The 19,146-nt window shown below is 47.4% G+C and carries 18 protein-coding genes; 7 read left to right on the forward strand and 11 right to left on the reverse strand.

Annotation, left to right across the window (positions count from 1 at the left end):
• The first annotated feature begins 57 nt into the window (after positions 1-57).
• Positions 58-888 (forward strand): DUF6492 family protein, encoded by an 831-nt coding sequence (locus tag ACIFQM_RS02010; protein ID WP_430039996.1) that lies wholly within the window; start codon positions 58-60, stop codon positions 886-888.
• A 40-nt stretch (positions 889-928) separates the two neighbouring features.
• The gene (locus tag ACIFQM_RS02015) at positions 929-2,272 is read left to right on the forward strand and encodes a sugar phosphate nucleotidyltransferase (RefSeq protein ID WP_430039994.1); all 1,344 of its coding nucleotides are present in this window, start codon (positions 929-931) and stop codon (positions 2,270-2,272) included.
• Between the two features lie 142 nt (positions 2,273-2,414).
• Here the strand turns inward: ACIFQM_RS02015 and ACIFQM_RS02020 are convergent, their stop codons facing one another.
• Both ACIFQM_RS02020 and ACIFQM_RS02025 read right to left on the reverse strand, forming a co-directional pair.
• A complete protein-coding gene (locus ACIFQM_RS02020; protein WP_430039992.1) occupies positions 2,415-3,137 on the reverse strand; it encodes a succinylglutamate desuccinylase/aspartoacylase family protein in 723 nt (240 codons plus the stop codon).
• A gap of 21 nt (positions 3,138-3,158) precedes the next feature.
• Complete coding sequence (locus tag ACIFQM_RS02025; protein WP_430064950.1) at positions 3,159-4,184, reverse strand: glycosyltransferase; 1,026 nt, start codon at positions 4,182-4,184, stop codon at positions 3,159-3,161.
• A 364-nt stretch (positions 4,185-4,548) separates the two neighbouring features.
• Between ACIFQM_RS02025 and ACIFQM_RS02030 the strand changes: the two genes are divergently transcribed.
• Complete coding sequence (locus ACIFQM_RS02030; protein WP_430064952.1) at positions 4,549-5,022, forward strand: C40 family peptidase; 474 nt, start codon at positions 4,549-4,551, stop codon at positions 5,020-5,022.
• Between the two features lie 99 nt (positions 5,023-5,121).
• Here ACIFQM_RS02030 and ACIFQM_RS02035 read toward each other — a convergent pair whose 3' ends face one another.
• From ACIFQM_RS02035 to nadA, 6 genes are all read right to left on the reverse strand, one after another.
• A complete protein-coding gene (locus ACIFQM_RS02035; protein ID WP_430064954.1) occupies positions 5,122-6,474 on the reverse strand; it encodes a sensor histidine kinase in 1,353 nt (450 codons plus the stop codon).
• Complete coding sequence (locus tag ACIFQM_RS02040) at positions 6,471-7,181, reverse strand: response regulator transcription factor (RefSeq protein ID WP_430039984.1); 711 nt, start codon at positions 7,179-7,181, stop codon at positions 6,471-6,473. Before ACIFQM_RS02040 ends, ACIFQM_RS02035 begins: the two co-directional genes overlap by 4 nt.
• Positions 7,182-7,355: 174 nt before the next feature.
• Positions 7,356-8,009: a phosphatase PAP2 family protein gene (locus tag ACIFQM_RS02045; RefSeq protein ID WP_430039982.1), complete on the reverse strand. Its 654-nt coding sequence runs from the start codon at positions 8,007-8,009 to the stop codon at positions 7,356-7,358.
• Positions 8,010-8,180: 171 nt separating this feature from the next.
• Positions 8,181-9,014, reverse strand: a complete 834-nt coding sequence (gene yidC / locus ACIFQM_RS02050; protein WP_430039981.1) for a membrane protein insertase YidC — start codon at positions 9,012-9,014, stop codon at positions 8,181-8,183.
• On the reverse strand, positions 8,980-9,300 hold the full coding sequence (locus ACIFQM_RS02055) for a hypothetical protein (RefSeq protein ID WP_430064956.1): 321 nt from the start codon (positions 9,298-9,300) through the stop codon (positions 8,980-8,982). Before ACIFQM_RS02055 ends, yidC begins: the two co-directional genes overlap by 35 nt.
• A 91-nt stretch (positions 9,301-9,391) precedes the next feature.
• Positions 9,392-10,498: a quinolinate synthase NadA gene (gene nadA, locus ACIFQM_RS02060; RefSeq protein WP_430039977.1), complete on the reverse strand. Its 1,107-nt coding sequence runs from the start codon at positions 10,496-10,498 to the stop codon at positions 9,392-9,394.
• A 168-nt stretch (positions 10,499-10,666) separates the two neighbouring features.
• Between nadA and ACIFQM_RS02065 the strand changes: the two genes are divergently transcribed.
• Complete coding sequence (locus ACIFQM_RS02065; protein WP_430039975.1) at positions 10,667-11,821, forward strand: IscS subfamily cysteine desulfurase; 1,155 nt, start codon at positions 10,667-10,669, stop codon at positions 11,819-11,821.
• A complete protein-coding gene (locus ACIFQM_RS02070) occupies positions 11,818-12,357 on the forward strand; it encodes a transcription repressor NadR (RefSeq protein WP_430039973.1) in 540 nt (179 codons plus the stop codon). The genes ACIFQM_RS02065 and ACIFQM_RS02070 overlap by 4 nt, the downstream gene beginning before the upstream one ends.
• A gap of 146 nt (positions 12,358-12,503) precedes the next feature.
• On the opposite strand, the gene greA is transcribed toward ACIFQM_RS02070, so the two are convergent.
• Positions 12,504-12,983 (reverse strand): transcription elongation factor GreA, encoded by a 480-nt coding sequence (gene greA, locus ACIFQM_RS02075; protein ID WP_430039971.1) that lies wholly within the window; start codon positions 12,981-12,983, stop codon positions 12,504-12,506.
• 276 nt (positions 12,984-13,259) lie between these two features.
• On the opposite strand from greA, the gene ACIFQM_RS02080 reads away from it, so the two are divergent.
• Together ACIFQM_RS02080 and ACIFQM_RS02085 are read left to right on the forward strand one after the other, a co-directional pair.
• Complete coding sequence (locus tag ACIFQM_RS02080) at positions 13,260-13,613, forward strand: hypothetical protein (RefSeq protein WP_430039969.1); 354 nt, start codon at positions 13,260-13,262, stop codon at positions 13,611-13,613.
• Between the two features lie 29 nt (positions 13,614-13,642).
• Entirely contained in the window at positions 13,643-13,777 is a 135-nt protein-coding gene (locus tag ACIFQM_RS02085; protein WP_430039967.1) for a hypothetical protein, read from the forward strand.
• A 145-nt stretch (positions 13,778-13,922) separates the two neighbouring features.
• Here ACIFQM_RS02085 and ACIFQM_RS02090 read toward each other — a convergent pair whose 3' ends face one another.
• Together ACIFQM_RS02090 and ACIFQM_RS02095 are read right to left on the reverse strand one after the other, a co-directional pair.
• Positions 13,923-16,958, reverse strand: coding sequence for an endonuclease (locus ACIFQM_RS02090; protein ID WP_430046414.1), 3,036 nt, complete (start codon positions 16,956-16,958; stop codon positions 13,923-13,925).
• A 159-nt stretch (positions 16,959-17,117) separates the two neighbouring features.
• Complete coding sequence (locus ACIFQM_RS02095; protein ID WP_430039963.1) at positions 17,118-19,019, reverse strand: serine hydrolase domain-containing protein; 1,902 nt, start codon at positions 19,017-19,019, stop codon at positions 17,118-17,120.
• Positions 19,020-19,146 lie beyond the last annotated feature (127 nt).

The following is a 19,146-nucleotide window of genomic DNA, read 5'->3' on the forward strand; positions in this document are numbered from 1 at the left end:
CATACGATAGGATAAGACGCCGGATGCGTACATTTACTTATATAAGGAGTGAATAACATGTCAGTGCAATCGGATGGGTCACAGAAGGGTTCCCTTACCATCGATGTTCTGATTCCTGCAATTGATAAAGATATTGCCACATTACCACTGGTGATAGACAGTCTGCGCCGTCACGTACAGCATCGAATTGGAACGATTTATATTGTTTCACCGCAAAGCACTGGAATTCGTCGATTGTGTGCCAGCAAAAGCTGTACATTTGTAGACGAAAAGACGGTACTGCCCATTACAAAAAAACATATTCGTTATGGTACAGCGCGCTGGGATCGCTCAGGCTGGCTATATCAGCAATTGCTCAAAATGAACGGTGATAAAATTAGTAAAGCTCCTTTCTTTCTCGTCATGGATGCGGATACGATTTTGATTCGTCCACATGCGTTTCGGAAGGATGGAAAAACGATATTTTACTATCGGAGCTGGAGCCAGCCTGAGTATTTCCGCACCTACCGCAAGCTGATGGGCGTGAAGGCTCCCTCGCCAAAGTCTTTTGTTACTCACTATATGCTGTTTGAAAAAGCGCAGCTCACCCGGCTCAAGCAGGTTATTGAGGCCCGGCATGGGAAACCCTGGTACAACGCAATTATCCAAAGTATAGACCGAAAAAAACAGTTTGGTTTTTCCGAATATGAGACGTATGCCAACGATCTGTACAGTAAGCAGCCCTCTCGGATGATTTTACGCAAGTCACTTAATAAAGCGCTTCATTGTCGGGCTTCTTCCCTCTCGCAAAAACAATTGGATGCCTTTGCTAAGAGCCATCGTTCTTTATCCTTTCATCAACGTAAGGTTTATCAGATCATTAAAAAGCAACAAAATTCCGCAAAATGATTCGTTTCACAATGAATCTGTATCAAAGGAGGAAGTGCCTGTGCACATCGTATTGTTATGCGGTGGTGCTGGAAAACGGCTGTGGCCATTGTCCAACGATATCCGCTCGAAGCTGTTTCTAAGGCTGCTGCCTGCCCCTGACGGGCAAAAGGAATCCATGCTCAGTCGGGTGGTTCGACAGCTTACTGTAGCGGGGCTGGATTCCTCTGCCCTGCTGCTGGCTCATCAAAGCCAGGTAAATTTAGCCTTCCGTCACACGGAAGGTCGTCTGCCCGTACTAGGCGAGCCTGCCAAACGGGGAACCTTCACCGCAGCTGCACTGGCGGCCGCTCATTTTCACGCCAAAAGCGTGGGGCTGGACGAAATTGTTTGTATCGCTCCAGCGGATATGTTTGCGGGGGAGGATTTCTTCCACCATGTAGCGGCACTCTCCAGTCTGTTGCTTGATCGCGGAACCGATCTGGCCATGCTTGGGACAAGGCCCACTCATCCCTCCGACCAATACGGATATATCGTTCCGGGTCAGGAGAGGATCATGAAAGGAAACATCTCCTATGCGTCAGTTGCCCGCTTCACAGAAAAGCCGGATCATCTGGGGGCGCAACAGCTTATCAGCCAAGGTGCGCTCTGGAACTGCGGCATTTACGCTTTTAAGCTAGGATATATGCTGGCCTGCATGGAGCGTAGTCATTTGCCGCTGGATGACAAGGCATTATGCGCGATGTATGACTGCCTCCCTGTTCGCAGCTTCGACGAGGAGATCGCGGAGCGTGCCGAACATGCTGTCGTGCTGCCCTACGAGGGTGAATGGCGTGACATCGGCAGCTGGCAAGCATTAACGGAGCAGCTCGGCAACCGAGTGATTGGACGCGGACAGATCAGTGGCCCCGCTCATGGTACGCATATCGTCAATGAGCTGCCCTATCCGCTTCATGTCATTGGCGTGGAGGATATTATTGCTGCTGCCAGCCCCGACGGCATCCTCATTGCTGCCAAAAGTCATGCCCACGCGATCAAGGAGAAGCTGGGAACTCTTCAGCTACACCCTATGCATGGTGAAACCTCCTGGGGCAGCTACCGGGTGCTGGACGAATATGATCATCGGAGCTTGAATGATATTCTTGCCATACGCTTAACGGTGCTGCCAGACCATCGCTTAAACGGCCATTGTCACGGCAGCGGGCTAAAGGTGTGGACGATCGTTTCCGGCCGGGGTGAGGTCATGCTAAACGGAGAACGCTTTGCAGCGGCAAGCGGTTCAGTCTTTCGTATTCCGGTTGATATGTATCACACGATCCGTGCCGATCTGGATACACCCTTGGAGCTGATCGAGGTTCGTCTGGGAGAAAGTTTGGTGAGCGCCTTCTTTAAGTCCGAAGCCTGACTCATATAGATGCCACTAATTATGTATCCATTTATGCACCAAAATTACAATTAAAAAATCGCTTTTGAGTATGGGAAATGAGAATCCCTTGCTCAAGAAGCGATTTTTATTTTGTAATGTTACATTTTCATTAATACACGCCCTAGGTAACAGCTCTAACCTTGGCAGATAGATATACCTCGTTGGCTTTGATTATCCCGGCTTCTCTTAAAAAATGCCGCACGATCTCCAATTGGTACTTGATACGTACATTCTTGGGCAGACTCCAGCCTGTTTCCACAGTGACCGCGCGTGCGCCTAAGATACGGGCGGCCGCTGTACGGGAGGAACCTGGAAGCTCATGCAACCGAAGATTAAAATGGCGGCCTTTGTCCTTGATGGAACGGTTCATTCGCTTTATAGTTCGACGCACCGCAGGGACTACCGGATTTCCTTTATTGGAAATTAGTGTTTGGCCCAGTACCTTGGCATCCTTTTGTGACAATCCGTTGGCTTCATGCAGGTCAAGATACCACTCGGGTTGATGTCTTTGTGTTAATTGGAATACCGCAGCGGAAAGTGGATTGGATGCCGCCTGCTTTTTTGTGCGTGGAAAGGTTCGGTTGAGATCCGGTAAGCCCCTGATTCGTTGGCGGTAAGCCGCCTGGCTCACAATGGGTACGATAATCAGCTTGCCTTGACTAATTTGCAGCTTCTGCTGCTTCAACTGCTCCACCAGCTTCTCAGCCGCGCGGATGCTTGCGATTTCCTTGCCGTGGATGCCCGCGACCACCATCACATGCGGACCGCGCTGTTCCCCAGTGGCTATATAATAAGGAGTCGCCCAAGAATAACCCTTTCCAAGCATATGCTTTGTTACCTTCATTCCCTTCACCTCCGTTTAGGCTCAGGCTTTTGATGCCCTCTTCTCATCTCCTTGCCGTCGGATCATTTCACGATATAGCTTCACGTATTTGTCGGTCATCTGTTTGTTAGTAAATCTGTGCGTGACATACAGGCGAAGCTTGGCTGGTGTCGGGTAATTTTTTTGCTGTACCTTTCGTGCCATTTGACCGACAGAATTGCAAATCAGCTCTGGAAAGCCTGAAAGCACCTCGGGAACGGAACCATTTTTTAATGCCAGTACGGGTGTTCCACAAGCCATCGCCTCTACCATCACAAGTCCGAAGGGCTCTTCCCACAATGTCGGGAACAACAGACACTCCGCATGCTTAAGCAATTTCTGCTTCTGATTACCTCCCACCGCCCCAACATAGCGAATTTTGGGATTAAGCTGAATTCGCTTTTGAATCTCTGTGCGAAAAAATAAGGGTGCTTTGATCGGACCAGCTATAAGCAATCTTTTTCCTGTTTGTTCTGCAACCTGAATGGCTTGCAAAACGCCTTTATTACGTATAATCCTGCCCATGAACAGCAAATAGCCACGCTTCTCGCTGCTGAACTCGTATTCATGTGTGTTGATACCATTATAGACATAAAATCCTTTGCCCCCGCCCATAAGCTGGCGTGCCCGTTTACTGACAAATACCGGGTTTTTACCATGTTTCTTCACAGGAAGATGAACTGTACATACTGATGGACAAGGCAGCTTCCTGCGTCCCAGAGCAGAGCGGAAGGTATGATCATGAATGATTTGTGTGCCGGGAGGCATCTGCTGAAGGACGTACTTGGGGATCTGATCGTGCTTTAATCCCTTGGGATAGGTAATCAGTCGTGCGCTGCTCTTGCTGCCACGGGCGGCAAACAAAAATACATGATGACCTCGTCTTACCAGTTCCTCCGTTAGTTCATACACGACCTTTTCCGTTCCGCCCTTGATGGAGGGTACCGGCTGTGCATTGGGATAGTTGGAGATGACCTGAACAATGGTTAGACGTTGGCCTTTGGACGTTTTGATCTGCTTTGAAGCCATACGAATTCCCCTTCCTGAACAGTAATACGGTGTGATCTTCATGGTATGAACGGGAACCTTAGCTTACTCCCGTACAAGTTATAAACTGTAGTATATAGGTATGTATATTTTTCGTGATTGCTTGTGCGAATCATCTCCAGGTCATTTTGTTGTCATAGGTACTCAGTGATAAGGGGGAACTTCATATTTTGTCAATCCAAAATGAAGGTGAAAATTCTCATCGTTTTCTAATAATAGGGGGAAAAGCATTGAGGTTACAGGACTGTAACCTTGAGTGGTAAATTCAGGATATTTTATTTGTGTTATTGTCATCTCAAGACATCACAACAAGATACAAAATACGAATTAATGGAGGAATATTATAATGACACATACTTCAAAAAAACTTTGGATGGGCGTTTGCTTTACGATGACTTTGGCATTTGGCGCAGGGAGTTTCGTTGTTGGACCAACCACCACTCATGCTGCTTCGGTAAATAAAGCTGATCAGATTATTTCCACAGGTTCCCAGTTTATGGGTGTACGCTATCAGCATGGAGCACCTGCAGGAAACACAAGCTCTTTTGATTGCTCTTCATTTACTCAATATGTTTTTGGACAAAACGGTATCAATCTGCCGCGCTCTTCCAGAGAGCAATCGACCGTCGGCACTTTTGTACCACGTAGTCAGCTACAAAAAGGAGATCTGGTCTTTTTCTATGCGCCCATTCACCATGTAGCGATTTATATGGGGGACGGCAAAATTTTACACACATTCGGTAAAGGCGGCGTAACGATTACGGATCTTAAATCAGGCTGGTGGAATTCCCATTACACTACAGCACGTCGTGTCCTCTAGGACAAATGTAGATGTATCTCGATCCATATGTAATCCCTTACAAAATATCAACAAATAAGGGCTGTTCCGCGAGTAGATATGTCTACTGAATGGACAGCCCTATATTCGAGGCAGTGTGACGGTCACCTCCGTACCTTCTCCTTCTACGCTTTCCATACCTTTTGTCCCCTGATGGGTGTCTGTAATAGCCTTGGCAATTGGCAGCCCAAGCCCGGTTCCTCCGGTTTTACGATGTCGAGAGCTGTCTACCCGATAAAATCGTTCAAAAACTCGCTTGACCTCGCCCGCTGGTATCCCGATTCCATAATCCTTGACCCGGATGTACACATCCTTTTCATCAGTAGACAGCAATATTTCGATGGGAGCCGAGCTATACTTTAAAGCATTATCAAGCAAGATAACTAGTAGCTGGTTGATTTTTGCAAGGTTGGCATCAATCCAGATTTCTTTTTTATCTGTAAAAATAGTGATTTGACGATCATGTACAGGCTTGAAATGCGCTATTACCTGTTGACAGCAACCGATCAGCTCTATCCGTTCATACGGCTCGGGCTCTTTTTGCTGTGAGGAAGCCAAAGTCAGTAATTGCTGTGTCATCGTTCGCATGCGCTGAGTTTCTTCATAGATGGATTCAATGGATTCCTTATAGATGTCCTCATCACGCGTGCCCCACCGCCGCAGCATGTTAGCATAGCCCTCAATGATCATTAATGTCGTATTCAGCTCATGCGAAGCATCTGAGACGAATTGTTGCTGGCTTTGAAAGCTCTCTTCCAATCTGTCCATCATTCGATTAAAGGTCGCGGTCATTTGAGACAATTCATCTTGATTATGAGTGCGAGCCGGAATTTTTTTGAATTTAAGGCTTCTTTCAATTTCCTGCATTGTCTGTATACTGCTCGAAATCGGTAGCAATATCGCATTCGCTAATATCGTGCTGCCTACCAGACTAAGCAGCATAGCGCCTGTAGTTGAGGTGACCAAAATCGCATCTAAAATATTGAGATTATTTTCAAGCGCATCCCATTGTTCTACGATCTCCAGCGTTCCCTCCTGATTGCCTTCCGGTGAAAGCACTGGGAGATGAATGACTAAAATTTTATGCCCCTGTACATCTGTCAGATATGAGCTTTGAGAAGGGTTAAAACGTATATCGCCCAGCTTAAAGCGGGACTGACGACGTACTTCATACAGAAGACGGGATTGCTGGTCAAAAACCCTCAGGATTGTGTCTCCTGAAAGCTCATCCTTCAACTCGGGTCCCCATGCATTTTTTAGAATCATAGCAGAACCGGTTTCGTCAATGATTTCAGTCCACTTATTTTGCAGCACTTCTCTTTCATTGCGGGTGGCGATTTTGACAAATAACAGATGAACGGTGACGTCCACAAACAGGAGAATGGTCATCACCAGAACCGAGCTGAGCAGAGTAATTTGGGTCCGCAGCTTCAATGGTCTTCCTCCCTGATGCAATACCCTACGCCACGCACGGTTTTAATCAGCTTTTTTTTGTAGCCATGGTCGATTTTTTTACGAACATATCGGATATACACATCGACTACATTCGTATCGCCGACAAAATCAAACCCCCATACGTCCTGAATCATTTGATCTCGCTGCAATACTTGATTTTTGTGCTCCATGAGGTAGTGAAGCAGATCAAATTCTTTGGGCGTCAGTTCGATTCGCTTTCCTTCCCGCATCACAGAATGTGTCTTGGGTTCCAGCATCAAGCTATCGACCTGAAGATACGGCGGCTTGTTCTCTTCTTGTGAAGAGGTTGCTTTGGACTCCAATTGATGTCTCATACTGGCGCGCATCCGTGCTAATAACTCCTCAATTTCAAAAGGCTTCGTAATGTAATCATTTGCACCTTCATCCAGACCGGAAACCTTATCCGTCGTCGCGTTACGTGCAGTGACCATAATTACGGGCGTATGCTTGTCCACTTTTCGAATCTGCTTGAGCACCTCGACCCCGTTAATTTCCGGCAGCATCACATCCAAAATAATGATATTCCATGTGTGTGCCAAAGCCTTTTCTAATCCTTCTTTGCCCGTTTGAGCAATTTCAACTGCATATCCTTCGTGGGATAACTCCAATTGGAGTAATCTGGATATTTTCTCTTCATCATCAATGACCAGTACCGTTTTTTCCACCGCAAAACCACCTAATTTCTATAGAAAAACAAATGGAGTAATGGAGAAGACAGGCATTTTTTATTTGATTTTAAGCTTTTATTGTCGGGACGCTCTATAATGTAATTTTGTAAATCATTTTTTGATGTTATGGAGTAATTTATTCATGTTAATTACTGTAGACTATATTTTGTTTCACTGGATCAATGAACTGGCTAATATACGCTGATAAAACCAAATACAGGCCGCCATCCAGCAGCCACTCATAAAATAGCCACCTACAACGTCGCTCGGATAATGCACGCCCAAATAAATGCGGCTTGTCCCGATCGCTATAATCAGCAGGCTACTGAGCACAATAAGAAGGATACGGCCCAACCTCGAAGGAACATGCTTCCACACTAAAAACGTCAATGCCGCATACATACTAAAAGCGGTCATGGAATGTCCGCTCGGAAAGCTGTACCCATTCGCTTCAATAATACGGTTAATTTCGGGTCTCGCACGCTGAAATAACCATTTCAAAACCGCATTCAGCAGCGTCGATCCCAGCACAGCAATCGCCAAAAACAGCAGTTCTCTGCGATGTCCCAATACTCTGTGCAGCACAAACATAGCGATTAAAATAATAATCACAACCGGAATTCCGCTGCCGATCATAGTGAAAAATTTCATTAGACGGGTCATGGCAGGCGACTCCAACTGCTGAATATCCGTAATGATTTTCTGGTCAAAATGCCGCACTTGATGGTCGCTAACCCATAATGCGATTAAACCGAAACCAAGCGCACATACTACACATGTAAGCAGGGCTAAGGAAATGGGTAGCTTTGTTGATGTTTGTTTCATATCTTGTTGGTCCTCCGTAATATTCATTCGTGTCTTTACTTTACCCATAGGTTGAAGTTTTCAGAAAAAAAGGGTGCCTCTCAAGCCTTATAACAGCTCGAAGGGCATCCTGTTATTACATACTACAAACTATAAACACAATTCCCGTATTAAACTAACATCATCTTCTTTTTAGGTTGCCGTAGCTTCTCCAAGCTTAACCTTATCCTCTGCTTCCTCCGTTGGATAGCGTCTACGGAACCATAGTGACTGGAGCAGCAAAAAGGTGCCACTTACCGTCCAGTATAACGGCATGGCAGCAGGCGCATTAAAAGAAAAAACAGCCATCATAATGGGCGAAAGATATCCCATGATCGCAAACTGCTTGCGCTGGTCAGTCGTCATTTGAAGCTGGGATAGCTTAGCCTGTGCCAAATAAACGACTGCGACGATGATCGCCAAAATCCAGTCCGGCTGCCCCAGTCGGAACCACAGGAATGAATGAGACGCCAGCTCCGGGGTAAGCCGGATGGCTGTGTACATACCACTCAATATCGGAAGCTGAATAAGAATAGGCAGACAGCCAATATTGAGCGGATTAAATTGATGCTCTTTGTATAACGACATCATTTCCTGCTGCATACTCTGCTGGCTGGCAGTATCCTTCTTATTTTCGTATTTTTTCTTAATGCGGTCCAAATCAGGCTGCATAGCGCTCATTTTGCGCTTCATCCCCTGTTGGGCGCGCGTTTGTCGCATCATAAGAGGTAGTAACGCCAGACGGACGATTAACGTCAATGACATGATCGCCAGTCCAAAGCTTCCGCCAAACCATTGCGCTAGTTGCTGTATGAGCCAGGATAGCGGGAACACCACGTAATGATTAAAAAATCCGGGTGTCTGTGCATTAATTTCCGCAGCATTCGCACCGCAGCCGGAAAGCAGCATAACTACCGCCAGCGCTAATATGATTCCGAATATCCGTTCTTTTTTACCCCAAAAGGTGAATCCCTCGAATTGTTTCATATGTTCCTCCTCGTTGATTGGCTGTGCCAGCGTTCAACGAGAGGGAACAATCTGACGCGTCTTCATCCGGCGCTTCCTTTCGTCGGATATGACGCGCCAGCCGGACAGGCATGTCCTGCCCACGGGCAGTCAACGGCATCAGAGGAGAAGCAAGCGACCGCACGGCCCCGCCTTCTATCCAGCATTCAGGCACATTGCCATACAAATGAGCGAGATATGCGTAGGTTACCGTACACAGCAAGCCGATCGTAAATAAATAAGGGAGCAGGTCTTGTAGCTCAAACAAGGGATTCACCTCCTTCGGTTCGTCGCTACGATTATAGCATGAAACGAGGCAAGCGACTAATCTTTAAATAGAGATACAGGCTGGAAAAACCTTAACGAATAGCAAGCATACGGTTCAGGGCCAGCACAGCATCCTGTCTAACCTGATTGCTCACACGAATCACACCCACAGGCTCTCCACGGTCAATCTGCTCCATCGCCCACAGCAGATGTGGAAGATCAATCCGGTTCATCGTCAGGCAGGGACACATATCGGGATTGAGCGATTCAATCTGCTGTTCGGGGTACTGCTGCCGGATACGCTGCACGAGATTCATTTCCGTGCCAACGGCCCATTTTGTCCCCGGCTCTGCCGCATGGATCGTGTCGATGATGAATTTCGTGGAACCTGCGCAATCTGCAAGCTGAACAACCTCATGTGAACATTCAGGGTGAACGATGACCCGGATGTTTTCGTCACGCTCACGGATACGATGGATATTTTCGACTGTAAATTTTTCATGAACAGAGCAATGCCCTTTCCATAAAATAATTTTTACGGCTGCCGGGTCACGGTCCGTCTCCAGTTGATCGGTCATTGGATTCCACACCGCCATTTCATTCAGCGGAACTCCAAGATCGGAAGCTGTGTTGCGGCCCAAGTGCTGATCCGGCAAAAACAAAATGCGCTCCTTCTGCTTCAGCGCCCAATCCAGCACTTGCTTGGCATTCGAAGAGGTCACCGTAGCCCCGCCATGTCTCCCCACAAAAGCTTTAATTTCTGCCGTGGAATTCACATAGGTCAGTGGGATAATCGTGTCGCCTACCATCTTCTGCAAATGCTTCCAGGCACGCTCTGTCTGCTCCATATTCGCCATATCTGCCATCGAGCAGCCTGCGCGCATATCCGGCAGCACGACCGTTTGCCGATCCGTAGTCAGCATATCCGCTGTTTCTGCCATAAAATGTACTCCACAAAACACAATAAATTCTGCTTCCTGATTTTGTGCCGCCATTTGAGCAAGCTGAAGGGAATCCCCTGTTATATCTGCAAACCGAATAACCTCATCCTTCTGATAGTGATGGCCTGGAATAAGCAGCTTTTGTCCCCATTTTTGCTTCAATTGGGCGACACGCTGCTCCATATCAGCAACCGTCAGTGTCTTATAGTACTCTGGCATGAGTCCACGATTTCCTTGTAAAACGTCAAGTATAGACATTTGAATCCCTCCATTATCTCTGCGGCTTGTCTGCCCGTCTTCCCCCGAACAGACAAGCGCTATGTGTACATTTATATTTACAAGTGTCTTGACACTTATATTTACACATGCCTACAATAATCTCAAGGCTTTTTGGATGGAATTATTTTTAACAGGGGGAGATCCGCCATGATTTATCTGGACTATGCCGCTTCGACACCGATGTGTGACGAAGCTTTGAATATGTATAACACATTAAATAAGGAAATGTTCGGAAATGCGAGCAGCCTCCATGATGCGGGCGGTCACGCGGCTTATGCACTGGATTATAGCAGACAACGGATCGCAGACATGATTGGAGGTCAAAAGGAAGGGGTTTATTTTACAACAGGGGGAACGGAGTCTAACATGCTGGCTGTACAGTCCATCCTGAACGGACTGCCACAGCATAAAAAGCACTGGATTATAAGCGCTCTGGAGCATCATTCGATGTACAATCTGGCTGCTTTGCTGGAGCGGCAGGGCTATGAGCTGACCATTGTACAGCCGGACAAGGCAGGACGAATCACCCGTGATATTCTCTTACCTTATCTAAGAGAAGACACCGGGCTTGTATCCGTACAGCACGCCAACTCGGAAACCGGGCTTATTCAGGATCTTGCCGCCTTGTCTCCCCTGCTGCGAGATCGTGGTATTTTCCTGCACAGTGATGCAGTACAGACCTTTGGAAACATTCCTATTGATGTTGCCGCCTTGGGGGTGGACGCTATCTCTATATCAAGCCATAAAGTGTATGGTCCCAAGGGTGTGGGGGCGGTATATCTCAGGCCGGGAACGCCGTGGCGCCCTGTGTATCCTGATACACTGCATGAAAACGGGTTTCGCCCCGGAACGGTCAACGTTCCTGGCATTGCGGCGTTTGTTGCGGCAGCGGAAATGATGACCCAACAAATGGAGCTGCATCAGGAACGATATGCCGCACTGAGACAGTATTTTTTCAACAAAATTCAGCAAAGATCAATTCCATTGCGTTTGGCCGCACAGGAAAACAATATGATTGAGAGACTCAGTCATATACTGGGATGTTTTTTTCACGGTTATGAGGGACAATATGTTATGCTGGAATGTAACCGTAGCGGTGTCTGTATATCCACCGGAAGCGCCTGTTCTGCCGGACATCACGAGCCTTCTCCTGCCTTGCAAGCGCTTGGAGCATCCGGTCGTGAAGCATTGCAATTCATCCGTATTTCCTTCGGAAAAACGACAACCGCCGGGGATCTGGATGTGTTGGTGGATATTTTAACAGACCTGACAAGCAGACAAGAAAGGAGCTTATCCCGTTGACTGAACCTTTAAAACGGATGGGCACGGAACGCCGCGAACAGCTACTGCTGTGGCTTAAGAACGAGTCCCCGCTGACCGGGAGCGAGCTGGCACGCAGGGCTTCCGTCTCCAGACAAGTAATCGTACAGGATATTTCCCTGTTAAAAGCTAGCCAAGAGCCTATTCTTGCAACGAGCCAAGGATATATTTATATGGAGCCTGCAGGTCAGACCGCTCCCCCGGCCTCACGCATTATCGTATGCAAGCACCGACCTGAACAGACAGAAGAGGAACTAAAGCTGATCGTCGACTATGGCGTAAGTGTACAGGATGTTATTGTGGAGCATCCCGTATACGGTGATCTGACTGCTCCGATTCGGGTCGGAACCCGCAAGGAAGTGGACGATTTTATCCGCAAAATCAGCTCCACCCAAGCGACTTATCTGTCCCAGCTGACCGGAGGTATTCACCTTCATACCTTGCATGCCCCTGATGAAGCTAAAATGAATGAAGCCTGTGCCGCATTGGAGAACGCTGGTTTTCTAATGACGGACTAGCTTGCAGTGTTATAGCGGATACTATGTAACCCCTGTCTCACATGTGGAGCGCACCCTGCGCTCCGGTGGGACGGCTATAGGCTTAAAAATGTGCTCATAAAAAAGTAAAAATCCCGGCCCCCTCATAAAAGGGAATCGGGAACGGATTACGTCAGCTTAATTTCGAGCAGTTCGTATTTGATGACAGCCATGGGTGCATTCACATGAATGATACTGCCTACTTCTTTACCCAAAAGTTCCTTTCCCAGAGGGCTTTCGTAGGAAATTTTATTATCCAGCACGTCCGCCTCAGCAGGGCTTACAATTTTGTACTCCATCTTCTCAGAAAATTCGATGTCATTCAGAATGACTGTCGATCCGATACTAACGGATCTAAGATCCAAACTGCTCTCATCCACGACCCGAGCTTTGGTCAGCATCTTCTCCAATATGAGAATACGGGTTTCCATAAACGCTTGGTCGTCCTTGGCTGAGTGATACTCACTATTTTCTTTCAAATCGCCGTAGCTGATAGCTAGTTTAAGCCGTTCGGCGAGTTCCTTGCGTTTTACGGTCTTTAGTTCTTTAAGCTCATCCTCCAGCTTGGCCAATCCCTCTTTAGTCAACAAAACTTCTTCATTCGACATATTTTATCTACAACTCCTATTTCAGCATTTTTCATCATTCGATTACCAACGCATTTGGCTTTCTTTATTGTAGTTTACTCTATATTAAGCCAACATGCGAAAAGAAATTACAGGGTAATAGGAGTCGGGTTCACTCAGACAGGGTTATTCTTACAGTAACCAACGCTTTCTGGTTCGCATATCATATGAAAATAACGGCATTTTGAATGAGCACATGCAGTTCCGTTGTCCTTGTCCCGCAATGGCAAGGACAACATATGGCGGGAGGAAGATTCAATGACTTCCTTAGGAAAGAATGGAAACCAAAATCGCAATCAAAAATCCAAATCATCCCCTAACCCCAACGGACAAAAGAAAAATGGGTTAAATAGTAACTCGTCTATCTTCTCCGCCCTGCAAGGAAAAAATGTGGAGGTCATCGTAGCAGCCCTGTTATTAACAGGAAAGCTGCATGTCGATTCCGTTACTTTATACAGACAAGCAACGCTGCTTGTGGGATTAACGGGAAAATACAAAACATTAGCAGCAGACCCTTCCAACGTCGATAACATGGTGAAATTTTTAAATGATAACGGGAATATGACGCTGGATCAAGTAATACAAGCCTTTCAAAAGAAAATGCAAAAGTAATATGCCGATTACGAAAGGGGTTATTTGTGGTGAGTGAGCTTGCGCCAAGTGAGTTTGATGGAGAGCATTTTGCAGAGTTTGTTATCATTACAATTCTGATTGTTTTATTCTTCTTTGGCTCCACCGATATAGACAATCTCTCGGCTCAACCAACTCAATCTTAAATGGGCAGGTCCCCGTCTCCGGGGGCTTTTTTGTAATAATACCGATATACAATAGGAGAAACGATGGTCAGACATAGGAGCAACAGCCTGAATAAAAAAAAGGAGCATCTATTGACTCTGTAAAGTCCATAGATGCTCTTACGATTTAACGGTCCTTCACTTCGACGATTATCGTTTTGCCAAAAGTTTCTCCTGAGGCATTGACGAGCTCGGCCCGATACTCATAAGTGCCCGATTTGCGGCCTTGGATATCGGTGACTGCGCTTTGAACCTGCGGCGTTTGGTTTGGCAGCTCTTGCGTGTCGATCAGCTCGCCATTTTCATATAAATGGTATTGGGTCGCATTCGTTCCCCACCACATGTTCATAGCAACGGTGTAATTGCCGTCACCATCCCAGTTGTTGTGAGACAGCACTGGAATGCCGGGCAAAGCATCGATCACTTCGACGATTAACGGGTCACTCACCGTTTTACCGGAAGCATTGATCAGCTCGGCGGTGTACGTATAAGTGCCATTTGCCTTGCCCGTTACCGGGATGACAGCGTTCTGTGCCCCAGGGGAGGCGGATTTCAACGGTTGAGTCCCGATCAGCTCGCCGTTTTCATACAGCTTGAGTTCATCACCGTTCGTACCCCACCATAGATTCATGGTGATATTATAATTGCCGTCCTTCAATCCGGTATTCTGCCCGTTATCATGGGACAGTACAGGTTTGCCCGGCACTTCGCCTGTAATAGCTTTCTGGACTGTAACGGTTACTGGATTGGATACGATGGTTTTACCTTCAAGGGTTACGCTGGCCGTAATTTCGGCGCTCCCCTCTTTTTCTGCCTTAATTTGTCCATACGTATCGAGGGTAACAGACTCCTGACTGCTGGCATACTGAACGGAAGCATGACTTAAATCGGCTTGGCTGCCATCCGTGAGCGTACCACTGAGATGTGCTACTGCTGTATCTCCAACATTGAGAGTTGTTTGATCCAGTGAAAGCTTCACTTCTTGCAATGTCGCGCCTGTCTGAGCTGTAAAATCACCAAGACCACGCGGCTTTAACTGGTAATTCCCTTTGAAAATCGCTGAAATTCCCTTAATCTTCACTTGCTGTCCTTCTTGATATGGAAAAGAGGTCCGTGTTACGCCTGTACGTGCATCCACACGCACATGGTGGCTTACTTCGCCGGACACCGCATCAAATTCAAACGAACCGATGGGAGTCGCGTCTGCTACATTACGAATGATGGCCTGTGGAAGCTCGACCAACTGCCCGTGGTTAGCATCGCTTAGTTCGGTGATCTGTAGAGCTTCCGGAAGCTGTCCTTCTCCTGTTTTTTCAATAGCCACCGGATCGGTCAGCTCCAGCTCGCTGTTATACAGCGCCAAGGTTGCCGTAATCTTCACCTGATCGCCTTGGTGAAAACCGCTTTGGTTTTGATATACATAAATACCGCCGCTTTCATCCTGCATATAAAAGGCTTGACCGCCAAATGCACCCGGCTCGGTCGTCACCGTACCTGCCAGTGTAACCACTTTGCCAGCCGGGAGGCTCCGTGCTTCTGCAACACGGATACGAGCCGGAACAGTATTCCCTTCCTCTGGCAACGGCTGGGCCGGAACATCTGCCAGCACGACCGATTGGGTCAACAGGTTACTGCCGTTTTGTCTCAACCTAAGACTGGCCGAACCGCTGGTTCCCGGCTTAATCCTTACGGTGAGGTCTTTGTAGGCATGTCCCTTGCTGTCGGACTCCAGACTGAATGCTCCGCTATAGCCGTACGAGGTCGGCCAGGTGCCATCCTGGTTTTGAATCTGGGCAACCTGATTGCCGCCCGCTACATAAATGCCTGTGCTGAATCCACTAATCGTGGTATTCGGAGCCAGTTGGTCCGCAGTAATTCGAATTTGAAAAGGCTCTGCATTCGGTAGCTGATCCTGACGAACGATGCTGTACGCAGGCTGCGCACTGGCAGTAGGTCCGCCATAGGCTCCGGCTTTAAAAGTTTGCTGATCCCACCATTTGTAACCTGCTGCAGGAGCAGACCAAGGCTCGGCTTGTGGCTCCGTCGAAGCCTGCGGCTCCTCAAAAGGCAGCATTGCTGTCGGCTGATCAAGCTGCAAGCTTTTCACATCCGTCAGGCTGGTGTAGTTCTCCTTCTTGGATAACCAATCGACGATATTAACCAGCAACACGGCATCATCCTGCTCCTTAAAGCCGTCATACGTCGTCTTCTTGGTTCCTGTCTCTTCGCGCAGATATTTTGGCGTCGCATCTTCAACAGGAGATGAGTCCCCCAGAAAGGCAGCTTTACCGAGTCCTACTTTGGATACGGCTGCATAGGGTCCTTCTGGTATGCCGCCTCCGTTATAGACGCCCTGATCTACCGCGTTGCCCCAAGCCTGATTGGTTTTAGGGAGATATACGATCCCCTTGGCTTTCGCCGGGTCGATAATCGCCAGTGTTGAGCCTGCATGCATGGCGACATTGCTCACCCCAGTTGTAATGCCGAACGCCTGCGCTGGCTCGACAACTTGATTAGCGGTAATATCGCCTAATGCATTGTAGCGAAAACGTACACCAAACTGGCTACCCAGCCAATCCGAGCTGACTACACCCTGCATCGCTGCCGAGCTTCTTTCTTCCGCGCTCATTCCCTTGGCTGGATCTTCCCATGCTCCGCGACGGTAGCCGTTAATACTCTCCGATCCGTCCCAACGGTTCTTGTTGCGGTCCGCATTATAGTGATCTCCAATGAAGAAAATACTGTTGCCTGCTTTGACATACTGCTCCATCGCAACCTGTTCGCTTTGTTTGAAAGGAATATTCGGCTCTGCTGTCACAAATACATCATAATCCTTCAGATCATTGTAAGTAATCGGCATAGATTTGCGAAGCTCATGCACATCATAGCCGTTGCTTGCAAGGGCTTGGCCAAAGTCTGAAAATCCGCCATCAATCACCCAATCTGCCGCACCGGCTGTCTGTCCGTGTGTATTATCGAACAACACTTTTTTGCCAGCGTTTTCATTAACCACCTTGGCGGCGATAAAAGGGGCCGGATCAGCCGGACCTTCTGCCGATGCCGGTTGTATGCTGCTCACAGCACCAGCGTACAACGACAAAGCGAACACCATTGCAGTTGCGTATTTGAAGCTGCGGGATGTAAAAAGACGAACGATTCCCAATTCTTATTCCTCCTGTTTGTTAGTTTGCGTCCCCGGTTGATGGGGAACCAAGTATAAATTTTAGCATTCATTTATGTTCGGACATGCAATGTTTTGTAAATTATTTTCCATCTCTATATGGAAAATAGCTCTTGGATTCATGCAAAAAACTTTAAATGTTTATGAATAATGAACAGGGAGAAAATTCCAATAAAAAAGATATATAGTATGCAGCAATGTGAGTACTGCAAACAGGATTTTGCCTGTGGCTCTACCTCTCCTTTCCCCCGTAATCAGCTTTGCACCATTCACGATCAATACCCATTTAGCAATGAGCGCTGAAATCAGTGGGAGTGTGCATATCCCCCAGATATACCAGGCTGGATAGCCATATACAATCTGATTATTCCCATAGATAAACTGCACGCCGAGAAAAATCGTATTCAGTAGCGCGATGAATGCAAGGCTTGAAGAAATGTGGGTTTTATCTTTGCGCATAGATCTTATTGCATACCTTACGCCCCAAATCAGCAGGGTTGTGATGAAAAACAAGGAGGCAGCAGCGTAGTTGACAAGCAGCGTCCAGGTACGGTGCCAAAGTGCCGTCTGCTTCATGGTCTTGCTTTCCGGGGCGACCATCATCCATGTACCGTTTTGCGGATACAGCAAAATTTTAAGCTGGCCCCCCTTTTCCACAAACATCCCATCGCCTGCTGCTTGAAAAACTTTGTTCGTTGCTTCATTTTCATTCGGGTACACACCGTTAACCATTAACGTATGATCATCTTGAATCTGAACGGTGTATTTAATGCTTCCCAGCATCCGAATCCATTTCCCCCACCCATGAACGGGGTTCACATTCACCTGATATACGCCCTCGATCTCTGGCGAAAGCTTCACTTGCGTGGCAGAATGCGCCAAGGATTGAGGACCTGCCTGCGGCTCTGCGGGCAGCATTTGAGCTATCGCATGTATAACTTCTCCATGAAGCAGAGTGTCCGTTTCAGCCGTATTGATGATCACAAAAATACCCATCTTTTGAGACGGAATTAGTACCATTTCGGAAATAAAAGCATCAATTTCCCCGGTAGCCCATAGCATGGGTACGCCCGTCTCCAGTAGACCGCGGAAAAATCCGTAGCCCACACCATCCAGACGTGGATCTGCTGCAAATTGCTGTGTATGCATGGCTTTTACCGTTTGGGGCTGGAGTACCGCTTTTCCCTCATACATGCCTTCGTTTAAATGAGTGATTAGATAATGTGAAAATTCGTTGGGTGTGATGCTCAACGCTCCTGCTCCCGGCAGATTAATATACGAAAAAGGCTGTTTCAAATACGCTCCATGTTTCCACCGATACGATTGAGCCAGTGCCGGATTATTTAGCGGCAAATCCAGTGTCGCGCTCGGCATATTCATCGGCTGGAACAGATGTGTACGGAGGTATTCATTCAGTCCCTGACCGCTTACTTGCTCCATGATATTACCGATCAGACCGTAGGCGACATTACTGTAATCAAACTGAACTCCGGGCTCGCGAATGGGCGGCTGATTTTGAAAATAAGTATTGAGATACTGCTCTGTAGGCAAAGTGCCTGCCTTGGTCGAGCTGTTAATGCCGTACAGCGCTTCGTCCAATCCCGAGGTATGTGTCAAAAGCTGATGCAGATTAAAAGGCTTATTTTGGTATTGCGAAGCTTTATAGCTGTAGAGATAGCTGTTCACGTCTTCATTCAAATCGAGCTTGTTTCGCTCGACCATCTGCATAGCGGCGCTTGCACTAAAAGATTTGGTTAGAGAGCCGACACGAACAATGGTCTTCGCCGGGTCGAAAGCTATTTTTCGCTCCAGATCTGCATATCCATACCCTTTACTAAAAAGTATTTGGTCTTCCTGGGTCACGACGACGGCAGCCCCCGGAATATGCAATTTTTCCAATTTTGTGTTCATGATGTGATCCACTGCTTTTTCCAATGAATTCGGCGTTATGCTGCCTGCTGCCCCTGCCGGAGCAATGAGCAGATTCCAGAGAAATAACGATACTATGAATGCGGATAGACAACAAATCCCTTTATTATCCATGTGAAGTACCATCCTTACGTATGAAGTTGGCTTCTCGATTGAACGGTGCGGTGATTGCATAGCGGAGCAGATGTTTTTACTCGGATTCGGAGCCACCAGCATGGCGCTATGGAATCATCGCACTTCC

Source organism: Paenibacillus sp. NRS-1782 (assembly GCF_050467685.1).
In the GTDB taxonomy this organism is placed as follows: domain Bacteria; phylum Bacillota; class Bacilli; order Paenibacillales; family Paenibacillaceae; genus Paenibacillus; species Paenibacillus terrae_A.

What these genes read in the sequence shown, in the direction of transcription:
- ACIFQM_RS02010 (WP_430039996.1), top strand. Translation starts at nt 58, where the DNA reads ATGTCAGTGCAATCGGATGGGTCACAGAAGGGTTCCCTTACCATCGAT.
- yidC (WP_430039981.1), bottom strand. Translation starts at nt 9,014, where the DNA reads ATGAAACAATTCGAGGGATTCACCTTTTGGGGTAAAAAAGAACGGATA.
- nadA (WP_430039977.1), bottom strand. Translation starts at nt 10,498, where the DNA reads ATGTCTATACTTGACGTTTTACAAGGAAATCGTGGACTCATGCCAGAG.
- greA (WP_430039971.1), bottom strand. Translation starts at nt 12,983, where the DNA reads ATGTCGAATGAAGAAGTTTTGTTGACTAAAGAGGGATTGGCCAAGCTG.
- ACIFQM_RS02030 (WP_430064952.1), top strand. Translation starts at nt 4,549, where the DNA reads ATGACACATACTTCAAAAAAACTTTGGATGGGCGTTTGCTTTACGATG.
- ACIFQM_RS02045 (WP_430039982.1), bottom strand. Translation starts at nt 8,009, where the DNA reads ATGAAACAAACATCAACAAAGCTACCCATTTCCTTAGCCCTGCTTACA.
- ACIFQM_RS02025 (WP_430064950.1), bottom strand. Translation starts at nt 4,184, where the DNA reads ATGGCTTCAAAGCAGATCAAAACGTCCAAAGGCCAACGTCTAACCATT.
- ACIFQM_RS02065 (WP_430039975.1), top strand. Translation starts at nt 10,667, where the DNA reads ATGATTTATCTGGACTATGCCGCTTCGACACCGATGTGTGACGAAGCT.
- ACIFQM_RS02020 (WP_430039992.1), bottom strand. Translation starts at nt 3,137, where the DNA reads ATGAAGGTAACAAAGCATATGCTTGGAAAGGGTTATTCTTGGGCGACT.
- ACIFQM_RS02095 (WP_430039963.1), bottom strand. Translation starts at nt 19,019, where the DNA reads ATGGATAATAAAGGGATTTGTTGTCTATCCGCATTCATAGTATCGTTA.
- ACIFQM_RS02080 (WP_430039969.1), top strand. Translation starts at nt 13,260, where the DNA reads ATGACTTCCTTAGGAAAGAATGGAAACCAAAATCGCAATCAAAAATCC.